This window comes from Pseudomonas sp. HY2-MNA-CIBAN-0224, assembly GCF_040310285.1.
In the GTDB taxonomy this organism is placed as follows: domain Bacteria; phylum Pseudomonadota; class Gammaproteobacteria; order Pseudomonadales; family Pseudomonadaceae; genus Aquipseudomonas; species Aquipseudomonas helleri.
In genome coordinates, this window is the sequence record NZ_JBEOPQ010000034.1 from 19239 (window position 1) to 38566 (window position 19328).

Annotated in this window: 13 protein-coding genes; 7 read left to right on the top strand and 6 right to left on the bottom strand. The window is 62.5% G+C overall.

The window, feature by feature from the left end; translation table 11 throughout:
- Positions 1-8: 8 nt before the first annotated feature.
- Entirely contained in the window at positions 9-746 is a 738-nt protein-coding gene (locus AAEZ03_RS15950; RefSeq protein ID WP_278940130.1) for a CbtA family protein, read from the top strand.
- Positions 747-821: 75 nt separating this feature from the next.
- Here AAEZ03_RS15950 and AAEZ03_RS15955 read toward each other — a convergent pair whose 3' ends face one another.
- From AAEZ03_RS15955 to AAEZ03_RS15980, 6 genes are all read right to left on the bottom strand, one after another.
- Positions 822-2240 (bottom strand): efflux transporter outer membrane subunit, encoded by a 1419-nt coding sequence (locus AAEZ03_RS15955; protein WP_350579879.1) that lies wholly within the window; start codon positions 2238-2240, stop codon positions 822-824.
- Positions 2237-5365 (bottom strand): efflux RND transporter permease subunit, encoded by a 3129-nt coding sequence (locus tag AAEZ03_RS15960; RefSeq protein ID WP_350579882.1) that lies wholly within the window; start codon positions 5363-5365, stop codon positions 2237-2239. The genes AAEZ03_RS15955 and AAEZ03_RS15960 overlap by 4 nt, the downstream gene beginning before the upstream one ends.
- A 5-nt stretch (positions 5366-5370) precedes the next feature.
- On the bottom strand, positions 5371-8442 hold the full coding sequence (locus AAEZ03_RS15965) for an efflux RND transporter permease subunit (protein WP_350579885.1): 3072 nt from the start codon (positions 8440-8442) through the stop codon (positions 5371-5373).
- Between the two features lie 10 nt (positions 8443-8452).
- Positions 8453-9589 carry an efflux RND transporter periplasmic adaptor subunit gene (locus AAEZ03_RS15970; RefSeq protein WP_350579888.1) on the bottom strand — a complete coding sequence of 379 codons (1137 nt, stop codon included), beginning with the start codon at positions 9587-9589 and terminating at the stop codon, positions 8453-8455.
- 274 nt (positions 9590-9863) lie between these two features.
- On the bottom strand, positions 9864-11135 hold the full coding sequence (locus AAEZ03_RS15975; RefSeq protein ID WP_350579891.1) for an MFS transporter: 1272 nt from the start codon (positions 11133-11135) through the stop codon (positions 9864-9866).
- A gap of 126 nt (positions 11136-11261) precedes the next feature.
- The gene (locus AAEZ03_RS15980) at positions 11262-12218 is read right to left on the bottom strand and encodes a LysR family transcriptional regulator (protein ID WP_048370713.1); all 957 of its coding nucleotides are present in this window, start codon (positions 12216-12218) and stop codon (positions 11262-11264) included.
- Between the two features lie 98 nt (positions 12219-12316).
- On the opposite strand from AAEZ03_RS15980, the gene AAEZ03_RS15985 reads away from it, so the two are divergent.
- The 6 genes from AAEZ03_RS15985 to AAEZ03_RS16010 all read left to right on the top strand — a co-directional run bounded on the left by AAEZ03_RS15985 (position 12317) and on the right by AAEZ03_RS16010 (position 19228).
- Positions 12317-13057 carry an SDR family oxidoreductase gene (locus AAEZ03_RS15985; RefSeq protein WP_350579894.1) on the top strand — a complete coding sequence of 247 codons (741 nt, stop codon included), beginning with the start codon at positions 12317-12319 and terminating at the stop codon, positions 13055-13057.
- A gap of 107 nt (positions 13058-13164) precedes the next feature.
- On the top strand, positions 13165-14013 hold the full coding sequence (locus AAEZ03_RS15990) for an ureidoglycolate lyase (RefSeq protein WP_048389519.1): 849 nt from the start codon (positions 13165-13167) through the stop codon (positions 14011-14013).
- 39 nt (positions 14014-14052) lie between these two features.
- A complete protein-coding gene (gene denD, locus AAEZ03_RS15995) occupies positions 14053-15024 on the top strand; it encodes a D-erythronate dehydrogenase (RefSeq protein ID WP_350579896.1) in 972 nt (323 codons plus the stop codon).
- 139 nt (positions 15025-15163) lie between these two features.
- Positions 15164-16540 (top strand): MFS transporter, encoded by a 1377-nt coding sequence (locus AAEZ03_RS16000; protein ID WP_123749866.1) that lies wholly within the window; start codon positions 15164-15166, stop codon positions 16538-16540.
- On the top strand, positions 16537-17421 hold the full coding sequence (locus AAEZ03_RS16005; protein WP_350579899.1) for an NAD(P)-dependent oxidoreductase: 885 nt from the start codon (positions 16537-16539) through the stop codon (positions 17419-17421). The genes AAEZ03_RS16000 and AAEZ03_RS16005 overlap by 4 nt, the downstream gene beginning before the upstream one ends.
- Before the next feature lie 22 nt (positions 17422-17443).
- Positions 17444-19228 carry an IlvD/Edd family dehydratase gene (locus tag AAEZ03_RS16010; protein WP_350579901.1) on the top strand — a complete coding sequence of 595 codons (1785 nt, stop codon included), beginning with the start codon at positions 17444-17446 and terminating at the stop codon, positions 19226-19228.
- Positions 19229-19328 lie beyond the last annotated feature (100 nt).

The window sequence follows — 19328 nt, forward strand, 5'->3', positions numbered from 1 at the left end:
GGTTTCACATGACTGGTCGTTTACTCGTCAGGGGCATGCTTGTCGGTCTGTTGGCCGGCCTGCTGGCTTTCAGCTTTGCCAAGGTGTTCGGCGAACCCGAGATTGATCGCGCTATTGCCTTCGAAGAAGGCATGTCCCATTCCCACTCCCACGGTGACGCCGAGGAAGAAGAACCCGAACTGGTCAGCCGCGAAGTGCAAAGCACCTTCGGCCTGTTGACCGGGGTGCTGGTGTACAGCGTGTCGCTGGGCGGCATTTTTGCCCTGGTGTTCGCCTACTCACTGGGCCGTGTCGGTAACGTCGGCCCGCGTGGCCTGGCCGCACTGCTGGCGCTGGCCGCCTTTGTGGTGCTGTATCTGGTGCCGGGGCTGGTGTATCCGGCCAACCCGCCAGCCGTGGGCAACCCGGACACCATCGGCAAGCGCACGCAGTTGTTCTTCCTGATGCTGCTGGTGTCGCTGGCCGCCGCGATCATTGCCGTCAGTGCAGGCCGTAAGTTCATTGCCCGCTCGGGTCTGTGGAACGGCGTGATCAAGGGCGTGGTGCTGTACCTGGTAATTGTCTCGATCGCAGGCTTTTTGTTCCCGACGTTCAATGAAGCACCGGACGGTTTCTCGGCCCTGCTGCTGTGGAAATTCCGCGTCGCCTCGCTGGGCATTCAAGCGGTACTGTGGACCGCTCTGGGCCTGATCTTCGGCGTCGTCGCCGAACGTTTGCTGCTGCCCAACAAGCCTTACAAAGCGTAACGCCCTGTAGGAGCTGCCGAGGAACGACGGCTGCGATCTTTTAAAAGATCAAAAGATCGCAGCCTGCGCCAGCTCCTACGGGGTTATTGCCCAGCCCCCGCCCAAACTCTGGATCAACGCCACGCTGCCCTGGCTCAATTGCCCCTGGGTGTCGCGCAGGTTCTGCTCGGTCTGCAACAAGATCAATTGCTGGGTCAGGACGTTCTGCTGGCTGACGGTGCCGGCTTTTAGCTGCGCCTGCTGGCTGCCGAACAGTTGCTGATTGCGCGTGTAGATCTGCTGGTAGGTGTCCGCCTGCACGTGCAGGTGGTTGATCGCCGACAGGTTGTCTTCGACGTTCTGCAAGGCCGACAACACGGTGCCCCGGTAGGTCGCCGCGTCCTGGTCGTAGCTGGCTTGCGCCTGTTGCACCGCCGCCTCGCGGGCGCCGCCGTCAAACAGGGTCGCAGCCAATGCCGGGCCCAGGGTCCAGATGCGGTTCGGCACACTAAACAGACTGCCCAGCGCACTGGCGCGATAACCGCCTTCAGCGGTCAAGTCCAGGGTCGGGAAAAACGCCGCTTCAGCCACGCCGATTTTGCCGTTGGCCGCCGCTGCCGTGCGCTCCGCAGCCACCACATCGGGTCGGCGCAGCAACAAATCCGAGGGCAAGCTCAACGGCGGGCGCGGCACCGCAAAGGCGTGCTGCGCCAGCGCCGCCACGCTGAATTGCGACGGTGCCTCGCCCACCAGCACCGCCAGCGCATGCTCGTATTGCTCGCGAGAGCGCTGCGCGGTCTGCAACGCGGCCACCACGGTGCTCAGTTGGTCCTGGGCTTGCAGCAGTTGGTCATTGGCCGCCGTGCCCTGGGCGTATTCGGCCTGGATCATGTCGAGCAATTGCTGGTTGATCTGCTGCTGTTGCTGCAACAACCCGATGTCGATGTCCTGTTGGCGCAAGGCCAGGTAATTGCTCGCCACGCTGGAGCTGATGGACAAACGCACCCCGGCCAACAAGGCGTCCGAGGCTTGTGCAGAGGCGCTGCTGGACTCAATGCCGCGTCGCACCTGGCCCCATAAATCAGGCTCCCAACTGGCGGTCAGGGTAGCGCTGACCGAGTTTTCAACCCCGCCTGCGCTGCCCGCCCCGCTGCTGGACCCGCTGCCGCCCACCCCGCGTGAGCCGGACAGCCCGGCGCCCAGGGTCGGCCACAAACCGGCACGGCTCGATGACACTTGTGCCTGCGCGCCGCGATACGCCGCCTCGGCAGCAACAATTGACTGGTTGGCCGTGGCCGAGCGCTGGATCAACTGCGTCAGCACCGGGTCGTTATAGGCCAGCCACCACTGGCTGTTCAGCGCGCCTTGGGGGTTGGCCACGGCCCGTTGCCACTGCGTGCCCTCCTTGAAGCCCATGGGCAATGGCATGGCCGGTTTTTGATAGTCCGGACCGACCATGCACCCGGCCAGGGTCAGGCTAAAGGTCATGGCCAGCAGCAGCGGTTTGAGGTTCATCGGGTGGTCTCCTTGGGCGCCCGGCGCAGACGTTGCGACAAGCGGTCCAGCCAGAGGTAAATCACGGGCGTGGTGTACAGCGTCAGCACTTGGCTGAAGAGCAACCCGCCCATGATGGAAATGCCCAGCGGGCGACGCAATTCCGAGCCGTAGCCGATGCCCAGCACCAGCGGCAAGGCGCCGAGCATCGCCGCCAGGGTGGTCATCATGATCGGCCTAAAGCGAATCAGGCAGGCGCGGCGGATCGCTTGTTGCGGGCTGAGGCCCAGCGCTTTGCCTTCGGTAATGGCGAAGTCGATCATCATGATCGCGTTTTTCTTGACGATGCCGATCAGCAAAATCACCCCCACCAGCGCAATGATCGACAGCTCGGTGCCGGTCATGAGCAAAGCAATCAACGCCCCCACCCCGGCCGACGGCAAGGTCGAGAGGATGGTCAGCGGGTGGATCAGGTTTTCGTAGAGCATGCCGAGCACGATGTACACCGAGACAATCGCCGCCAGAATCAGCCAGGGTTCGCTGGACACCGACGACTGAAACACCTGTGCCGTTCCGGCAAAGTGCCCGACCACACTGGCCGGCATGCGCAGTTGCGCTACCGCGTCATCCACCAACGTGGTGGCCTGGCCGATGGACACGCCGGGGGCCAGGTTGAAAGACACCGTCACCGCCGGGAAGGTGCCCTGATGGCTGATGGAAATCGCCGTGCGCGCCACCGACTGTTGCGCCACCGCAGACAACGGGATCAACGTCGCATTGGCGTTGCTCGCCAGGTTGGGCGCGGTGTTGGTCTTGCTGGCCGTCGAGGCACCTTGCGGCAGGTAAATTGATTTGAGCGCAGACGGGTCGGCCCAGTATTCGGGGGCGACTTCCATGACCACGTGGTACTGGTTGGCGGCGCGGTAAAGGGTCGACACCTGGCGCTGGCCAAAGGCGTCGTACAGGGTCTGGTCAATCGCCGACAGGCTGACCCCGAGCCGCGCCGCCGTGTCGCGGTTGACCGCCACATTGGCCGCAAGGCTGTTGTCTTGCTGGTCGGTATTGAGGTCTTTGAGCTGCGGCAGTTTATGCAACGCCGCCAGCACCTTGGGCACCCACACGTCGAGGCTGCTCTGGTCGTCGGCAGTCAGCGTGTATTGGTACTGCGCGGCGCTCTGGCGCCCGCCCACGGTGATGTCCTGCACCGATTGCAGGAATAACCGGGTGCCCGGCATGTCGCCCAGGGTTTTGCGGATCTGGGCGATGATCTGGTCGGCGCTGGCCTTGCGCTCACTCAAGGGCTTGAGCGAGATAAACATCTGCCCGGTGTTCACCGAACCGCCTCCGCCGCCCGCGCCGCCGATAAAACCGCCGACCGCTTCCACGTTGGGATTGAGCAACACTTTGCGGTTGATCGCCAGAAAGTCCTGCTGCATGGCGCCATACGAGATGCTTTGCGAGGCCATGATGCTGCCGTTCAGGCGCCCGGTGTCTTCCTGCGGGAAAAAGCCCTTGGGCACCCGCACGTACAGCACCCCGGCCAGCACGATCACCAATAGCGTGACCAGCCCCATCAGCAGGGTGTGATTGATCACCCAGCCGAGGGTGCGGTCGTAGAAGCGATGAAAACGCGAGTCCGGCGCCGCCTCCGGGTGTTGGGCGGTTGCCGGGGCACGTAAAAACACCGCCGCCAGCATCGGCGTGATGGTCAGTGACACCAACATCGACATCGCAATCGACACCGACAAAGTGACCGAAAACTCACGAAACAAACGCCCGACGATCCCGCCCATCAACAGCAGCGGAATAAACACCGCCACCAGCGACACGCTGATGGTCAGCACGGTAAAGCCCACCTCCCGAGCACCGGCCAGCGCCGCCTGTACCCGCGATTCACCGCGCTCCAGATGGCGCATGATGTTTTCCACCACCACAATCGCGTCATCGACCACAAACCCGGTGGCAATGGTCAACGCCATCAACGACAGGTTGTTGAGGCTGTAGCCCATGAAGTACATGACGCCAAAGGTGCCAAGCAGCGACAGCGGCACGACAATGGCCGGCACCAGGGTGCTGCGCCAATCACGGAAAAACGCAAACGTGACCAGCGTCACCAGCAGAATCGAGGCGATCAGGCTGATTTCTACGTCGCGCAACGAGGCGCGAATGGTGGTGGTGCGGTCCATCAAAATGTTGAGCTTGATCGAGGCCGGAATCGACGCTTGCAGAAACGGCAGCTCGGCCTTGACCGCGTCCACCGTCTCGATCACGTTGGCCCCCGGCTGCTTGAAGATCACCAGCAATACCGACGGTTGGCCGTTGTACAAGCCATAGTTGCGCAGGTCTTCGACGTCTTCGCTCACGTAACCCAGGTCGCTGATGCGCACCAGGTCACCATTGTTCTGCTTGACCACCAGCGCGCCGTAGTCCGGCGCGTTATAGAGCTGGTCATTGGCGGCAATCACATTGCCCTGTGCGCCGATATCGATCGTGCCTTTGGGCAGGTTGACGTTTGACGCGGCGATCACCTCGCGCACCTGTTCAAGGCTCACGCCGTAATGGTTGAGGCGGTCCGGGTTGAGTTCGACCCGCACCGCCGGCAAGGCCCCGCCGCCCACCGTCACGTCACCCACACCGCTGGTTTGCAGGAGCTTTTGTTCGAGCAGGGTCGAGGCCACGTCGTACATGTGCCCCGGCGTGGCCGCATCGGAGGTCAGGCTGATGACCATAATCGGCGAGTCAGCCGGGTTGACCTTGCGGTAGGTCGGGTTGCCCGACAAGTCGCTGGGCAAGTTGCTGCGCGCGGCGTTGATTGCCGCCTGCACATCGCGGGCGGCGCCGTCGATGTCGCGATTAAGGTCGAACTGCAAGTTGATCCGGGTCGTGCCCAGACTGCTCGACGAGGTCATTTGCGTGACCCCGGCGATCTGCCCGAACTGACGTTCCAGCGGCGTGGCCACCGAGGTGGCGACGGTGTGCGGGTCGGCCCCCGGCAACTTGGCGCTGACGCTGATGGTGGGGAAATCCACCTCCGGCAGCGGCGCCACCGGCAGCAGGTTGAACGCCAGCACGCCAAACAGCGCGAGCCCGACAGCCAGCAAGGTGGTGGCGATGGGACGTTGGATAAACGGCGCACTGAGGTTCATCGCGATCAATCCGCCCTGGCTGTGCGGCGACCCTTCAGGCGCTGCCCGAGGTCATGCATCGCGAGGAAGATCACCGGGGTCGAAAACAGCGTCAGCAACTGGCTGAGCAGCAGCCCGCCAATGATCGCGATCCCCAACGGGTGGCGCAGTTCAGAGCCAATGCCGGTGCCCAGCGCCAACGGCACGGCGCCGAACAGCGAGGCCATGCTGGTCATCAGAATCGGCCGAAAGCGCAATGCCGCCGCCTGCTTGATCGCCTGCATCGGGCTCAAGCCTTCTCGTCGCTCCAGGTCGAGGGCGAAGTCGACCATCATGATGCCGTTTTTCATCACGATACCGATCAGCAGCACGATGCCGATCAAGCCGATGATGTCGAACTGGGTGCCGGTGACCAGCAGCGCCAGCAACGCCCCCAGCGCCGCCGAAAGCAAGGTAGAGAGAATGGTGATCGGGTGCACGAAGCTCTCGTAGAGCATGCCCAGCATCAGGTACACCACCACAATCGCCGCCAGCACCAGCACCGCCTGATTGGCCAACGACGCCTCAAACGTCGCCGCCGCGCCCTGCAACGACACTTGCACCGAGGCCGGCATCGCCACCTGCTGCTCGATGGTCTTGAGCTGGTTCAGGGCCGTGCCCAGGGTTTGGCCAGGCGCCAGGTTGAACGAGATGTCGGCATACGCGAACTGCCCCAGCCGGTTGATCGTCAGCGGCGTCTGCACCACCTGCATCGTCGCCATGCTCGACAGCGGCGCCACCCCGCCGCCGGGGATGTCGACGTAGAGCCCGGTGAGCAAATCCGCGAGGTTCTTCGGCGGATGGTCGGTGGCCATCACCACGTGGTACTGGTTGAGCTGGGTGTAAATGGTCGACACCTGACGCTGGCCGAAGGCGTCATAGAGCACGTCGTCAATCGCCTGCGGGGTAATGCCCAGACGCGAAGCGGTGGCGCGGTCAAACGTGAGCTGGATCTGATTGCCGAACTGCATCGCCTGGCTTTGCACATCGGTGAAGGTCGGGTCTTGCTTGATCGCCGCCATCAGCTTGCCGGTCCATTCCTGCAATACCTGCGGGTCGGTGGCCTGCAGGCCGAGGCGGTAACGGGTGGTGGCCACGCTGGCGTCAAGGGTCAGGTCTTGCACCGAGTGCAGGTACAGGCGGATCCCGGCGTCGTCGGCGTTGGCATCGGCCAGGCGCCGGATCACCGTGCTGGCGCTGTCGCGCTGGTCACGCGGCTTGAGGTTGATCAGCAGATTGCCCTGATTGATGGTGGGGTTGGTCTGGTCGATGCCGACAAACGACGACAGGCTCTGCACCGCCGGGTCGCGCAAAATGCGCGAGGCCAGGCGCTGTTGCTCGACCTGCATCTTCTGGAACGAAATAGTTGGCGAGGCTTGGGAAATCCCCTGAATCAGCCCGGTGTCCTGCTTAGGGAAAAAGCCCTTGGGCATGACCGTCAGCGTCAGCACCGTGAGCACGGCGGTGAACACCACCGACAGCAGCGCCAGGGTGCGGTGCGCCAGCACCCAGTTCAGGCCGCGCACATAATGCTGGTTAATGCGGTCGAAAAAGTCTTCGCGGCGCGCCTGCGGGTGCGGGTGCGCCTTGAGCATGCGCGCGCACATCATCGGCGTCAGGGTCAGGGTAATCACCGCCGAAATCACGATGGTCACGGCCACGGTCATGGCGAACTCACGAAACAGCCGCCCCACTACGTCGCCCATGAACAACAGCGGGATCATCACCGCAATCAGCGCCAATGACAGCGATATGATGGTGAAGCCGATTTGCGCCGAGCCTTTGAGCGCGGCCTGCAACGGCGTATCCCCTTCCTCCAGGTAACGGCTGATGTTTTCGACCATGACAATGGCATCGTCGACCACAAAACCGATGGCTATGGTCAGCGCCATCAAGGTCAGGTTATTCAGCGAAAAACCCAGCGCATAGGCCACCGCCAAGGTGCCGAGCAGGGTCAAGGGCACGGTCACGGCGGGAATAAGGGTGGCCGCGACATTGCGCAAAAACAAGAAGATCACCAACACCACCAGCACCACGGCAACCGCCAGTTCGTACTGTACGTCGGTGACCGAGGCGCGAATGGTCTGGGTGCGGTCGGTGAGCACCGCCACCTTGAGCGTGCCCGGCAAACTGGCGCGCAGCGTGGGCAGCAAATGTTGCACGCGGTCGACCACCTCAATCACATTGGCCCCCGGCTGGCGCTGGATGCTCAGCACAATCGACGGGGTTTGGTTGGTCCAGGCGGCCTGGCGCGGGTTTTCCGGGCCTTGGGTCGAGGTGGCAATTTGTGACAGGCGGATCGCGGCGCCGTTTTTATAGGCGATCACCAAATCGCGGTATTCCTCGGCCGATTGCAACTGGTCGTTGGCACCAATGGAATACGCCTGAAACTTGCCGTCGATGCTGCCCTTGGCCTGGTTGACGTTGGCGGTGCCCAGGGAGGTGCGCAGATCGTCCAGCGACAGCCCGAGGTTATTCAGCGCCGAGGTATTGGCCTCGACCCGCACCGCCGGGCGCTGGCCGCCGCTGATGGTGACCAGGCCGACGCCGCTGATCTGCGAAATTTTCTGCGCCAGCCGGGTGTCGGCCAGGTCTTCGATTTTGGTCAGCGGCAGCACATCCGAGGTCAGTGACAGGGTCAGCACCGGCGCATCGGCCGGGTTGACCTTGCTGTACACCGGCGGGTACGGCAGGTTGGCCGGTAAAAAAGTGCCGGCGGCGTTGATCGCGGCCTGTACCTCTTGCTCAGCCACATCCAGCGACAGCGCCAGATCAAACTGCAAGGTCACCACCGAGGCGCCATCGGAGCTGGTAGAGCCCATGGACTTCAGGCCAGGCATCTCGCCCAACTGGCGTTCAAGCGGCGCGGTAATCGACGAACTGATCACCTCGGGGCTGGCGCCGGGGTATTGGGTAAACACCTGAATGGTCGGGTAATCGACCTCCGGCAACGCCGACACCGAGAGCAGGCGGTAGCCCAGAATCCCCAGCAACAAGATCGCGACCATCAACAAACACGTGGCCACCGGGCGTTCGATAAAGGGACGAGAGACGTTCATCAGCGGCGACTCACTGTGCGACTACTTTAATGGCCGAGCCGTTGTCGAGCTTGTCTGCACCTTCCGTGATCACCTGTTCACCCGGCTTGACCGAAGCGTCGAGAATCGCGGTGACATCGCCCACGCTTGGGCCGGACTTGACGTTGCGCAGGCTGGCCTTGCTGCCCGCCACCACAAACACGAAATCGCCCTGGCTGCCGTGCTGAATGGCCCGGGTCGGCACCACCGGCACTTGATCCAGCGTCTGCGCCTTGAGCCGCGCATTGACGAACTGATTGGGGAACAGCACATGGTCGGCGTCATCGAATTGCGCCTTGACCTTGATCGTGCCGGTGCTGGTGTCGACCTGGTTATCCAGCGCCAGCAGTTGCCCGCTGGCCAACAGGTTTTGCTTGTTGCGGTCATAAGCCAGCACGCTGACAACGCCTGCCGCCCTGGCTTGATTGATCGCCCCCAGGTAGTCCTCGGGCACGGCAAACACCACCGTGGCGGGCTTCATCTGCGTGATTACCGCAATCGCGGAGGTGCTGGCGGTGGTCACATAGTTGCCGGGGTCAACCTGGCGCAACCCGACAATCCCGTCCACCGGCGAAGTGATGGTGCAATAACTCAACTGCACCTCAAGGTTTTGCACACTGCCCTGATCGGCCGCCACCGTGCCCAGTTGCTGCGCCACCGTAGAGATTTGCGTATCGAGGGTTTGTTGGCTGATGGAACCGGCCTTGATCAACTCGCGGTAGCGCGCCAAGTCACGCTGGGCATTGCTCAACACCGCCTGATCGTGGGCCAGAATGCCTTGGGCTTGAGCCAGTTGCGCCTTCAGCGCACGGTCGTCGATGCGGGCGATCACCTGCCCTTTGCGCACCTGCTGGCCTTCCTTGAAGTCAACCGAGGCCAGAATGCCGTCGACCTGCGTGATCACCGTCACGCTCTGCGTGGGCGTGACCGTGCCGAGGGCATCGATGTATACCGGCACATCCTGCGGCACCACCGCCACCGCCGCCACCGGCTCGGCCCGCCCGCCCATGCCCATGGGGCGGTCTTTGTGCGCCATGGCGGGCCAATGGGCATACAGCGCCCAAGCAATGGCCAGCACAACCAGCGCACTGAGCGCCCAGATAAAAGTGTGTCGTCTGCTCGTGTTCACACGCGTCACTCACCAAAAGAAGGCTGAGTTCAGAGTATCGAAGCGGCGACCCGCGAAATTAAATTCGGTGACAGCTTACAAAGGTTTTACACAGCCCGATTTTCTAGTTGATGTGACGATTTTCAAGATCAAAAGATCGCAGCCTGCGGCAGCTCCTACAGGTTTAGCGTGCACATTAATCGAAAGAGGTGTCCCCCTGTAGGAGCTGTCGAGGGACGAAGGCTGCGATCTTTAAAGATCACAAGCTCCTACAGGATATTTGGGGGCCGCTGATCTACGCCGTAGCCGCTGTGCCTTTCATGTGCGTCACCGGCGCTAAAGGTTCTTTTAGCAGTGCAAAGTAGGCAAACGCCGAGCACAGGGCGACGACTGCGCTGATGATGAAGGCTGATGAGAACGAGCCGCTCTGTTGCACGCTGAAGCCCGTGAGGATCGGTGCGATGGAACCCGCCAGGTAGCCACCGAAGTTCTGGATCGAACCAAACGAGGCAACTCGCTCTGACGGCACGATGGTGTTGACGATCATCCACGCGGTGGCGCTGGAGATGTTGATGAAGAACATGGTCAGGCACAGCAGCACCACGCACGCGACGACGTTGGTGGTGAAGGCCACGATCAGGGTGAACAGCGCCCCGCCGAGCAAGCCGAGGATGACCATCAGTTTGCGGCTGGCCAGCACGCGCATGCCGCGCGCCACCAGTTTGTCGCAGCAACGCCCGGCCACGATGGTGCCCAAGGCGCCAAACAGGTAGGCCAGCGACACCACCCAGGCGGTGCGGTACAGGTCCAGGCCGTGTTCGCGCTCAAAGTAGCCCGGCAGCCAGGTCAGGTTGAGCCAGATCATGTAGATCACGCCCATAAAGCCGAGAAACGCGCCCCAGGTGTTGCGCTCTTTGAACAGCGCGGTCCAGCGCAGTTTCGGCGCCGCTTTCTGTTGCACGGCCACCGGCTCTGCACGGCCGGTAGCGGCCATGTATTCGGCTTTGCTTTTGTAGAATTTGAACCAACACAGCGCCAACACCAAACCGATGACCCCGGTGAGGATAAACATGCCGCGCCAGCCCAGATGGACCATGAACAACGTCAGCAAGGGTGGCGCCAGGCACGGGCCGATGCAGGTCGAGGACCACACCCAGCCGGTGGCCGTGCCACGTTCCTGGGTGTCGAACCATTCGGACAAGGCCTTGGCTGCCGAGGGGAACACCGGCGCTTCGCCGATGCCCAGCAACACCCGCAGGCCGACCAGATGGCCGTAGCTGCTGAACAGGCCAAAGGCCGCTTGCGCCACCGACCACACCACCAGCGAACCGCCCAGGGCGAGTTTGCTGCCGAGTTTGTCGATCAACGCGCCGAGGGGTAATTGCGAAAAGGCGTAAGCGATGGAGAAGGCTGAGAGCATGACGCCCATTTGCATGGGGCTGATGGCCAGGTCTTTCTGGATGGTGGTGTTGGCGATGGACAGGGCACTGCGATCGAGGTAGTTGACGACTCCAATCATGAACAGGAAAAAAATCGTCAGCGTTTTGTAGCTTTTTATTGTTTTCATACGCGCCTCTAGTGAGCGGTGGCGCCCTACCCGCGCAACACATCGGCGGGTGGGCGACTTGCACTCTAAATGCCCACCTGCGCGCTGCCCAATCACAAGATCCCATCGGTTAATAACCGCGCGTTATCAAGGCGTCTGCCGGGCTCCGCGCACGGCATCGGGGCCGCTTAACAACGCGTCGATAAACGCCTGCATCGACCAGCTCGGCGGTTCGTTGCGCCGGGTGATGATGCCGTAGTCAGCCAGCACCAGCGGAAACGGCAACGCCAGACGGGTCAGGCGCCCGGCCTGGATTTCCGGTTCAGCCATGGACTCGGCCAGCATCGCGACCACCGGGGCGGTTTGCAGCAGTTGCATGGTGGTTTGCAGCGACACGGTTTCGACGGTGTTTTCCGGGGTTTGCATGTTGGCTTCGATAAACGCCCGCTCCAGCCGCGCGCGCATCGGTGTGCCGGTCGGGTAGACCACCCAGGGCCAACTGCCGAGGTCGGTCAGCGGGGTTTCGCTGGCGCCCGCCAACGGGTGCTGGCTGCCCGTAACCAGACACAGCGGCTCGGGGGCCAACGGCTGAAAATCAAACAATTCACGGTGACGGTCGAGGGTGAAGCGCGCCACCACCAGGTCCAGCTCCTTGTGTTCGAGCATGGTCAGCATGTTGGCGCTGGTGCCTTCCAACACTTCGATCGTGAGCAAGGGCCATTGTTGTTTGACCTCGACAATCGCCGCGGGCACTGCCACCGCCGCAGCCGCGTAGATGGTGCCGACTTTCAGAAAGCCATGCCCGCCCTGGCGCAGGTGGTTGATCTGGACCACAAACTGCTGGGTGTCATTGAGGGCGATTTGCGCAAAGCGCGCCACGTGACTGCCAAGGTCCGTCAGCGACATGCTGCGCGGCAAACGCTGGAACACATCAAAGCCCAATTGGTGCTCGATCTCGCGCAGCATCTTGCTCACCGCCGGCTGGCTGATGTTCATTTCCTGGGCCGTGGCGTGCATGTTTTGCGTGCGCGCCAGGGTGTCGATAAGCACCAAATGGCGGAACCGTAACCAGTTGCACAGTTGATTGAACGCGACATCCGCCATCCGATAACCTCCCGTTATTAAGGCTTGAGAATATCTCATTGGCGATTATCGCAGCGCAACATTAGTGTTGGCCCCATAAGAACAATGGATCCGCACTCATGAACCTCGCCAACAAACGCGTTTTGATTACCGCGGCGGCAAACGGCATTGGTCGTGCCTCGGCACTGGCCTTGCGCGATGCAGGCGCCACGGTCATCGCCACCGACTTGAACGTCGATGCCTTGCACGACATTCCGGGTATTCAGGCGTTATCGCTGGACGTCACGCAACCGGCAGCCATCGACGCCATTCGCCAGCAAGTCGGCACCCTCGACGTGCTGTTCAACTGCGCAGGCTACGTGCACAGCGGCGCACTGCTGGAATGCGACGACAGTGCCTGGCAATTCTCTTTCGACCTCAACGTCACCGCCATGTACCGGATGATCCGTGCGTTCTTGCCGGGCATGCTGGACAACGGTGGCGGCTCGATCATCAACATGGCCTCGGTGGCGTCCAGCGTGAAGGGCGTACCGAACCGTTTTGCTTACACCGCCAGCAAAGCGGCGGTGATTGGCTTGACCAAATCGGTGGCGACCGATTACATCAGTCAAGGGATTCGTTGTAACGCCATATGCCCAGGCACGGTGGATTCACCTTCGCTGCGCCAGCGCATTGCCGAACAGGCCCGTGAGCAAGGGCGTTCGGTGGCTGAGGTGTATCAGGCGTTCGTGGCTCGCCAGCCCATGGGCCGCATCGGCAGCGCCGAAGAAATCGCGCAATTGGTGGTGTACCTGGCCAGCGACGCCAGCAGCTACACCACTGGCACCACGCAGATTATTGATGGCGGAATGAGCAACTAATTCCCACTGTAGGAGCGAGCTTGCCTCGCGAGCTTTTAAAAGATCAAAAGATCGCGAGCAAGCTCGCTCCTACAAAAACAGGTTTCAACTTTAGAACAGGAGCTTTTATGAAACTGCTGCGCTACGGCGAAAAAGGTCAGGAAAAACCCGGTCTGCTCGATGCCCAAGGCAATATCCGTGATTTGTCGGCGCATATCGCCGATGTCGCTGGCAAGGCGCTGGAGCCTGCAAGCCTTGAAGCCCTGAGTAAAATCGACCCGGCCAGCCTGCCACTGGTCAACGGCTCGCCACGTATCGGCGCCTGCGTCGGGCAGGTCGGCAAGTTCATTTGCATCGGCCTTAACTACGCCGACCACGCCGCTGAATCCGGGCTGGCCGTGCCGTCGGAGCCGGTGGTTTTCAACAAGTGGACCAGCGCCATTTGCGGCCCCAATGATGACGTCGAAATCCCTCGCGGTTCGGTCAAAACTGACTGGGAAGTCGAGCTGGGTGTCGTCATCGGCAAAGGCGGCCGCTACATCGACGAGAGCAACGCCCTGGACCACGTCGCCGGTTACTGCGTGATCAACGATGTGTCCGAGCGTGAATGGCAACTGGAACGCGGCGGCACCTGGGACAAAGGCAAGGGTTTTGACACCTTCGGCCCCATTGGTCCATGGCTGGTGACCCGTGACGAAATCCGCGACCCGCACCACCTCAAGCTGTGGCTTGAGGTCGACGGACAGCGCTACCAGAACGGCAATACCAACACCATGGTGTTCCAGATCCCGGCGCTGATTGCCTACCTGAGCCGCTGCATGTCGCTGCAACCGGGCGATGTGATTTCTACCGGCACGCCGCCGGGCGTGGGCCTTGGGGTCAAGCCTGAGCCGGTTTACCTGCGCGCCGGCCAGCAGATGCGCCTGGGCATCGAAGGGCTGGGCGAACAGCAGCAACGCACGGTGCAAGCCGACTGATTACACCGCTCAAACAACTATAAGAAACAGGAGCTTCACATGCGCATCCTCATCACTGGCGGTACCGGCTTTATCGGCAAGCAACTGGCTCAACGCCTGGCAGATTTGAACACCCTGACGCTGGAAGGCGAAGCACCGCGCACCATCGAACGCATTGTGCTGTTCGACGCCTTTGCCGGTGAAGACGTGCCCAGCGACCCGCGCATTGAACTGGTGACCGGCGATGTTGCCGACCCTGAAGTGATCGCCCGTGTCACCGATGGCGTGGACCTGGTGTGGCACCTGGCGGCAGTGGTCAGCTCGGCCGCCGAAGCGGATTTTGACTTGGGCATGCAGGTGAATTTGCACGGCCTGATGCTGCTTCTCGAAACCCTGCGCAAGCAAGGCACCGCGCCGCGTCTGGTGTACGCCAGCGGCTTCGCGGTGTTCGGCGGCAAGCTGCCGGAGGTGGTGGACGACGACACCGTGCTCACCCCGCAATCGTCCTATGGCATGCAAAAAGCCGTCGGTGAATTGCTGGTGGCCGACTACGCCCGCAAAGGCTTTGTGGATGGCCGCGTGTTGCGCCTGCCGACCGTGGCGGTGCGCCCCGGCAAACCGAACAAAGCCGCGTCGACCTTTTTTAGCTCGATCATCCGCGAGCCGCTGGTGGGCCTGCCTGCCGTATGCCCGGTGCGCCCCGACACCCGCGTGTACCTGACCTCGCCACGGCGCATTGTCGAGTCGATGTTGTTGGGCATGACCCTGTCGCCGCAAACCCTGGGCGGCGAGCGCATCATCCCGCTGCCGGGCGTGACCACCACCGTGGCCGACATGGTCGCGGCGCTGCAACGGGTGGCCGGTGACAAAGCCACGCAACTGATTCGCTGGGAGCCGGATGCAACCATCCAGCGTATTGTCGAAAGCTGGCCAAGCAAGGTAGAAGCCCCGCGTGCCCGTGCACTGGGCTTTACCGCCGACCCGGACTTCGACGTCATCGTGCGTGCGCACATAGAAGATACTGCACACTAACTGACAGCCGCTCTACACCTCCCCTGTGGGAGCGGGCTTGCTCGCGATGGTATCGATTCGGTCTACTGCCACACCGCGTCGCCTGGATCGCGAGCAAGCCCGCTCCCACAAACAACAATAAAAAATGAGGCCGTGCGATATGACCACCACCCCGCTTCCGGATGTCACTGACATCGAGCAACAAACGATCAAGCGCGTCACCAAGCGCATGATCCCCTTTCTGATCCTGCTGTTTGTGGTCGCCTTTCTGGACCGCAACAACGTCGGTTTTGCCGCCCTGCGCATGAACGACGACATTGGTATCAGCCAAACCCTGTATGGCCTGGGTGCCGGTATTTTCTTCCTCGGTTACTTCATTTTCGAAGTGCCGAGCAACGTCTTGCTGCACCGCTACGGCGCCCGCGTGTGGATCGCCCGGATCATGGTGACCTGGGGCATCATCGCCGGGGCCATGGGCTTTTTGCAGACGCCGGTGCACTTTGTCTCACTGCGCTTTCTGCTGGGCATCGCTGAAGCCGGCTTCTTCCCGGGGGTGATTTACTTGCTGTCGCTGTGGTTCCCGAGCCGCTACCGGGCACGCATGATCGCCACCTTTTACCTCGGCGTACCCATTGCACAAGTGATCGGCGCGCCACTGTCGGTGGGCCTGATGGAAATGGGCGACGCACTGGGCTTCGTCGGCTGGCGCCTGATGTACATCGTCGAAGCCGTACCGGCAGTGATTCTCGGCGTGGTCTGCTACTTCTACCTCACCGACCATCCGCGTCAGGCCCACTGGCTGACCGATGCGCAGCGTAACTGGCTGATCAACACACTGGAGCATGAAGAGCGCAACAAACCGCTGGTGGTGGGTATCCAACCGACCAAATGGCAGATGATCCGCAAGGCGTTGTCCAGCCGTCAGGTATGGCTGCTGGCGCTGGTGTACTTCGGCATCACCTCGGGCTCCAACGCCATGAACTTCTTTATGCCCACCGTACTGGCCTCGTTCCGTGGCTCGTTCGGGCTGGAAATCGGCCTGATGCAAAACGGCCTGATCACCGCCATTCCCTACGCCTTGGCCGCTGTTGCGATGATCTGGTGGAGCCGTCGTTCGGACCGCCTGCAAGAACGTCACTGGCACGCCGGTGGTGCCGCCATGCTCGCCGCTGTGTCCATCGCGGTGGCGCTGTGGCTGAACCAGCCGTGGATCATCGTGGTCGGTTTTATCCTGTTGGCCATGGGCGTTTACAGCGCGATCAACGTGTTCTGGGCCGTCCCCGGGCAAGTGCTCACTGGCCTGGGCGCTGCCGCCGGGATTGGCCTGATCAACTCCATCGGTAACCTCAGCGGCTTTATCGGCCCTTACCTGACCGGTTACCTGTTCAACGTGACCGGCAGCTACACCCCGGGCTTCCTGGTGATTGCCGCACTGGTCGGCGCCGGTGGTCTGGGCATGGTGTTGATGCCACGTAACAAGGTGTCGCTGGGCAACGCAGCCGGCGCAACCTCTGCAACCGTAGGAGGCAAGGCATGAGCCTGCAAACCGTAGCGTTTATTGGCACCGGGATCATGGGCAAGCCCATGGCCCGCAACCTGTTGCACGCCGGCTACCCGGTACGGGCCTGGAACCGCTCGGCGGCCAAGGCCGAGGAATTGTCCGCCCAGGGCGCCGAGGTGTTTGCCACCCCGGCCGAGGCGGCCGAAGGCGCTCAGGTGCTGATCTGCATGCTCAGCGATGGCCCGACCTGTGACGAGGTGCTGTTTGGTGAAAACGGCGCCGCCAAGGCCCTGACGCCGGGCGCGCTGGTGGTGGTGATGAGTTCGATCCCGGTCGACACCGCCGTCGAACACGCCCGGCTGAGCGCCGAGCGCGGGCTGCTGTACCTCGACGCCCCGGTGTCGGGGGGCGAGCGCGGGGCCCGTGAAGCAAGCCTGGCAATTATGGTCGGCGGCGAAACCGCCGCCTTCGAACAAGGCCGCGCCGTGCTGGCGGCCATGGGCCGCCCGGTGCATGTCGGCCCGGCCGGCACCGGTGAGCTGTCAAAACTGGTCAACCAATTGATCGTGGCCAGCACCATCGCCACCGTCGCCGAAGGCCTGCTGCTGGCCGAGCGCGGCGGCGCCGACCCGTCCAAGGTGCATGAAGCCTTGATGGGCGGCTTTGTCGATTCACCGATCTGGCGTCAACACGGTCAGCGCATGCTGACCAACGACTTCACCCCCGGTGGCCCGGCCAAATGGCAACTCAAAGACACCCGCACCGCCCTCGCCCAGGCGCACAAGCTCGGCTTGTCGCTGCCGGTGGCCAGCCTCGTCGACGGGCTGTTTGCAGCCATGGTCGAGGCCGGTGACGGCGAGCTTGATCACGCCGGATTGATCCGCCAGTTACGCCGCAACAACACTTTGCCTGAATAAAAATAATTTGCTGGAGCCTGCCATGACCGAATCCACCCCACGCCGCCTGCGCAGCCAGTTATGGTTCGATGATCCCAGCCATGCTGACCTCACCGCGCTGTACGTTGAGCGCTACATGAACCAGGGCCTGACCCGCGCCGAGCTGCAATCGGGCCGGCCGATTATCGGCATCGCCCAGACCGGCAGCGACCTGACCCCGTGCAACCGTCATCACATTGAACTGGCCAAGCGGGTCAAGGATGGCATCCGCGATGCGGGCGGGATCCCGATGGAATTCCCGGTGCACCCGATTGCCGAGCAATCACGCCGCCCGACCGCCGCACTGGACCGCAATCTGGCCTATCTGGGCCTGGTCGAAGTGCTGCACGGCTACCCGCTGGATGGCGTGGTGCTGACCACCGGCTGCGACAAAACCACCCCGGCGTGCCTGATGGCCGCCGCTACCACCGACTTGCCGTCTATCGTGCTGTCCGGCGGGCCGATGCTCGACGGCTGGCACAAAGGCCAGCGCATCGGCTCCGGCACGGTGCTGTGGCATGCGCGCAATTTGCTCAGCGCCGGCGAGATCGACTACGAAGGGTTCATGACCCTGACCACCGCCTCGTCGCCCTCGGTGGGCCACTGCAACACCATGGGCACCGCGCTGTCGATGAACGCGCTGGCCGAAGCGTTGGGCATGTCGTTGCCGGGTTGCGCGAGCATTCCGGCGCCGTACCGCGAGCGCGGGCAAATGGCCTACGCCACCGGCATGCGCATCGTCGATCTGGTGCGCGAAGACGTGCGCCCGTCGCAGATCATGACCCACGCCGCCTTCGAAAACGCCATCGCCGTGGCCTCGGCCCTCGGCGCCTCCACCAACTGCCCGCCTCACTTGATCGCCATCGCCCGTCACAGCGGCATCGACCTGTCGCTGGACGACTGGCAGCGTGTCGGCGAAGACGTGCCGTTGCTGGTCAACTGCATGCCCGCCGGTGAATACCTGGGCGAAAGCTTCCACCGTGCGGGCGGCGTTCCGGCGGTGATGCACGAACTGGACAAAGTCGGCCGTCTGCACCGCGATTGCTTGACCGTGAGCGGCCGCAAGATGGGCGTAGTGGTGGCCGATTGTGTGACCGGCGACCGCGATGTGATCCGCTCCTACGAAGACCCGTTGATGCACCGCGCAGGCTTTATCGTGCTCAGCGGCAACTTCTTCGACAGCGCGATCATGAAGATGTCGGTGGTCGGTGAGGCGTTCCGCAGCACCTACCTCAGCGACCCCGAGCAGCCCAACAGTTTTGAAGCGCGGGCCATCGTCTTTGAAGGCCCGGAAGACTATCAGGCGCGCATCAACGACCCGTCGCTGGACATCGACGAGCGCTGCATTCTGGTGATTCGCGGCTGCGGCACTGTGGGCTTCCCCGGCAGTGGCGAGGTGGTCAACATGACCCCGCCGTCGGCGATGATCAAGGCCGGTATCGACTCGTTGCCATGCATGGGTGACGGTCGCCAGAGCGGCACCTCGGCCAGCCCGTCGATCCTCAACATGTCCCCGGAATCGGCGGTGGGCGGCGGCCTGTCGTTGCTGCGCACCGGTGACCGCCTGCGCGTCGACCTCAATGCGCGCAGCGTCAACCTGCTGGTGGACGAAGCCGAACTCGACGAACGCCGCAAAGAACCGCTGCCACCGCTGGCCCCGTCGCAAACCCCGTGGCAGGAACTGTACCGCCAACTGGTCGGCCAGTTGTCCACCGGCGGCTGCCTGGAACCGGCCACCCTGTACTGGCGCGTCATCCCGGAAAACGGCCCGCCGCGCCACTCTCATTAACCTTCCCAACCCCCTGTAGGAGCGAGCTTGCTCGCGAGCTTTTAAGATCAAAAGATCGCGAGCAAGCTCGCTCCTACGGGGGGCGTTCGCCCAAAATTCG